General features: G+C 57.2%; 2 protein-coding genes and 2 pseudogenes. 3 read left to right on the forward strand and 1 reads right to left on the reverse strand.

Annotated elements, in window-relative coordinates:
- Nucleotides 1–128: 128 nt before the first annotated feature.
- Nucleotides 129–1658: a catalase gene (locus ACN4F8_RS09110; protein WP_406560094.1), complete on the forward strand. Its 1530-nt coding sequence runs from the start codon at nt 129–131 to the stop codon at nt 1656–1658.
- Nucleotides 1659–1784: 126 nt separating this feature from the next.
- On the opposite strand, the gene ACN4F8_RS09115 is transcribed toward ACN4F8_RS09110, so the two are convergent.
- Nucleotides 1785–2684 carry a LysR family transcriptional regulator gene (locus tag ACN4F8_RS09115; protein ID WP_060784212.1) on the reverse strand — a complete coding sequence of 300 codons (900 nt, stop codon included), beginning with the start codon at nt 2682–2684 and terminating at the stop codon, nt 1785–1787.
- A 96-nt stretch (nt 2685–2780) separates the two neighbouring features.
- Between ACN4F8_RS09115 and ACN4F8_RS09120 the strand changes: the two are divergent.
- Nucleotides 2781–3338 (forward strand): annotated as a pseudogene (locus ACN4F8_RS09120) (NAD(P)H-binding protein); the annotation flags it as partial.
- Nucleotides 3339–3392: 54 nt separating this feature from the next.
- Nucleotides 3393–3783: pseudogene (locus ACN4F8_RS09125) on the forward strand (IS5 family transposase); the annotation flags it as partial.

The raw sequence follows: 3783 nt of genomic DNA on the forward strand, positions 1-3783 counted from the left end.
GGTGGCGAATTGTGCGGGTGTGATCTCCATGCCCGATATTGTCCGGCGCAAACGACACGATCGCTATTAGTGTTAACACGCCCTAGCCTATAGTCGTTGATGGCCCCACAACCAATTAGGAGAAATTCATGAGCGACGACACCAAAAAGTGCCCCGTAACCCACATGACTACTGACTTCGGCGCCCCCGTGGTCACTAACCGCGACAGCCTCACTGCAGGTCCTCGCGGCCCCTTATTGGCTCAGGATGTCTGGCTGAATGAAAAGCTGGCCGGTTTTGTGCGCGAGGTCATCCCAGAGCGCCGCATGCACGCCAAGGGATCGGGTGCCTTCGGCACATTCACGGTCACGCACGACATCACCAAGTACACCCGCGCTAAGATTTTCAGCGAGGTAGGAAAGAAGACGGAGATGTTTGCCCGCTTCACTACGGTAGCTGGGGAGCGCGGTGCGGCCGATGCCGAGCGCGATATCCGTGGTTTTGCTCTGAAGTTCTATACCGAAGAGGGAAACTGGGACATGGTGGGCAATAACACTCCGGTGTTCTTCATCCGCGATCCTCGCCAGTTCCCTGATCTGAATAAGGCCGTCAAACGCGACCCTCGCACAAACTTGCGCAGCGCCACCAACAATTGGGATTACTGGACGCTTCTGCCCGAAGCTCTGCACCAAGTCACTGTCGTCATGAGCGATCGCGGCATCCCTGCCAGCTACCGTCATATGCACGGTTTCAGCTCGCACACCTACAGCCTCTGGAACCAGGCCGGCGAGCGTTTCTGGGTCAAGATGCATTTCCGGACCCAGCAGGGCATCAAGAACCTTACCGATGCAGAGGCCGGCGAATTGGTCGCCCAGGATCGTGAAACCCATCAGCGCGATCTGTATGAAGCCATCGAACGTGGCGAATATCCCAAGTGGACGATGTTTATTCAGGTCATGCCAGAGGCTGATGCGGAGAAGTACGCCTTGCATCCGTTCGATCTGACCAAGGTCTGGTACAAGGGCGACTATCCGCTCATCGAAGTTGGTGAGTTCGAGCTGAACAAAAACTCCGAGAACTTTTTCGCCGACGTTGAACAGGTGGCCTTTTCCCCTAGCAATCTGGTACCTGGTATCGGTGTCAGTCCGGACCGTATGCTGCAAGCACGCCTTTTCAACTACGCCGATGCTCAGCGCTATCGACTGGGCGTAAATTACCACCAGATCCCTGTCAATCAGGCTCGCTGCCCAGTGCACAGCAACCACCGCGATGGTCAGGGGCGGGTCGATGGCAACTATGGTGCTTTGCCGCACTACGAACCCAACAGCTTTGGCCAATGGCAGGGCCAGCCGCAGTTCTCGGAGCCGCCGCTCAAGCTCACCGGCAATGCAGCCCACTGGAGCTACGACAAAGATGACCACAACTACTTCGAGCAACCTGGCAAGTTGTTCCGTCTAATGAACGACGGTCAGAAGGAAGCGCTTTTTGGCAACACCGGCAGAGCCATGGGCGACGCTCCAGAGTTCATCAAGTTCCGTCACATCCGCAATTGCCACGCCGCAGACCCTGCATACGGTGCAGGCGTAGCCAAGGCCCTGGGCATCAACCTTGAAAAGGCACTGGCCTCAAAAAAGGATGACCCTATGTACGGAAACCCACTGGTCGCCCTGCCTGCGTAGTAAAAGCGCCGGAAATATGAAAAAGAGCCTTGGTAGACGCCAAGGCTCTTTTCTCACACCGTCAACTAAGTCAGGTTCTTCAGTCATTGGCAAGCAACCTCATCTGGTCAGATCGATGTCGACTTGCTAGGGAGTCACGTAGTCTTGTAGCCCCTTCAACAGTGCATCAAATGTCACCTTGCAGCTCGGGTTATTGCGCAGATCTTCGTGCATGGTGAGCCAGGTCTCCAGGCTCAGCGGAATGCTGCCAGGCAATATGTTCACCAGATTCAGGTCGCGCGCCGCTATATGCATTTGGCACACGCCAATACCGCAGCCAGCTCGGATCAGCGCAATCTGTGCCATGTCGTTGTCGGTACGCACCGCAAAGTTTTCGCGGTTCCAGATTGGGAATGCCTTGCGTGCGGCACGCACGAACGGCGTCTCTTCATCAAAGCCAATCAGCGCGTGCTGAGCCAGATCAGCCAGAGAGCTGGGAGTCCCGTGCTTGTCCAGATAGCGTTTGTGCGCATGAAAGCCAAGTGGCATCACTCCAACGCATCGGGCAATTAGTTGCTCCTGTCTGGGCTGTGTCATGCGCACGGCGATGTCGGCTTCGCGCTGCAGGAGGTCCTGCACCCTGTTGGTCAGCACCAGTTCTACCGTCAGGTCCGGGTGTGTGTCCTGCAGTTTCGCCAGGATAGGTGGTAATACCTCTTGCCCTATCACCTCGCTGGCCGTAACTCGCACTGTGCCTTGGATACCTGAGCCTTGGCTTTCGGCCGCGCGCTTCAGCGCAGCGGCAGCGCTGTACATGGTCAGGGCAAACGGCTGCAGCGCTAGCGCCGCCTCGGTGGGTAGTAGCCCCGTTTGCGAACGGGTAAACAGCGTCACGCCCAATGCTGTTTCCAGTGCGTCGACATGCCGCCCCACGGTGGGCTGGGCAATTCCCATGGAGCGCGCTGCACCGGACAGCGAGCCCTCTTCCAGTACGCCCAAAAAGGTGCGATACAGCTCCCAGCCAATATCGGTGTTGTTGATGGTCATACGAAAATGTATGGCGACTATCACATCTTGGTCAATTGCTTAATAGCAGTGCCCGCTAGAAACTCCTTGCCATCGCAACACATCCGGGGGTAATGAATGGAAAGCAACACGGCCTTGGTTCTAGGAGCCACCGGCGGCATTGGTGGCGAAATGGCTCGGCAATTACGCGATGCTGGCTGGACAGTGCGTGCATTGCGCCGAAGCGGTGAGCAGCAAATTGAGCGGCGCGACGGCATGGTCTGGATTCGCGGCGACGCCATGAACCGCGAGGACGTGCTGGCAGCAGCAGAAGGCTGTTCCGTCATAGTGCACGCAGTCAACCCACCCGGTTATCGTCGTTGGGGTGAGCTGGTACTGCCCATGCTGGACAACACCATCGCCGCCGCGCATGCTAACGGAGCTACTATCGTGCTGCCTGGCACAGTCTACAACTACGGTCCCAGCTCCTTTCCCACGTTACATGAGGATTCACCGCAGCAGCCCATCACCCGGAAGGGAAGCATACGTGTGGAGATGGAGCAGCGTCTGAAGCAGGCCAGCAGCCAGAACTGCAGAGTGCTCCTGGTGCGTGCGGGGGACTTCTTCGGACCCAAGCTGGGCAGTAGCTGGTTCTCGCAGGGCATGCTAAAGCCCGGTCAGCCGGTTAAGTCTATTAGGGCGTGTTAACACTAATAGCGATCGTGTCGTTTGCGCTGGACAATATCCGGCATGGAGATCACGCCCGCACAATTCGCCACCATTGAGCACTGCCTGCCCAAGCAGCGTGGCAACGTAAGCCTGAGTAACCTGCAGGTGGTCAATGCGATCCTTTATGTGGCCGAGCATGGCTGCAAGTGGCGCGGACTGCCCAAGCGCTTTGGCAACTGGCACACGATTTACACCCGCATGAACCGCTGGACCAAAGCCGGCGTCCTGGATCGCATGTTCGAGGAGTTGCAGCGTGCACAGGTCGTGCGAATCAAGATCGAAGCGGTCTCTCTGGACTCCACAAGCATCAAGGTACATCCCGACGGCACGGGGGCACTAAAAAAAACGGCCCACAAGCCATCGGAAAGTCACGAGGCGGATGGAACACCAAGATTCATATGGTTGCCGCGGA

It is taken from the genome of Hydrogenophaga sp., from assembly GCF_048549895.1.
Classification (GTDB): Bacteria; Pseudomonadota; Gammaproteobacteria; order Burkholderiales; family Burkholderiaceae_C; genus Hydrogenophaga.

Coding starts and splice junctions, on each gene's coding strand:
- ACN4F8_RS09110 (WP_406560094.1), top strand. CDS start 129: ATGAGCGACGACACCAAAAAGTGCCCCGTAACCCACATGACTACTGAC.
- ACN4F8_RS09115 (WP_060784212.1), bottom strand. CDS start 2,684: ATGACCATCAACAACACCGATATTGGCTGGGAGCTGTATCGCACCTTT.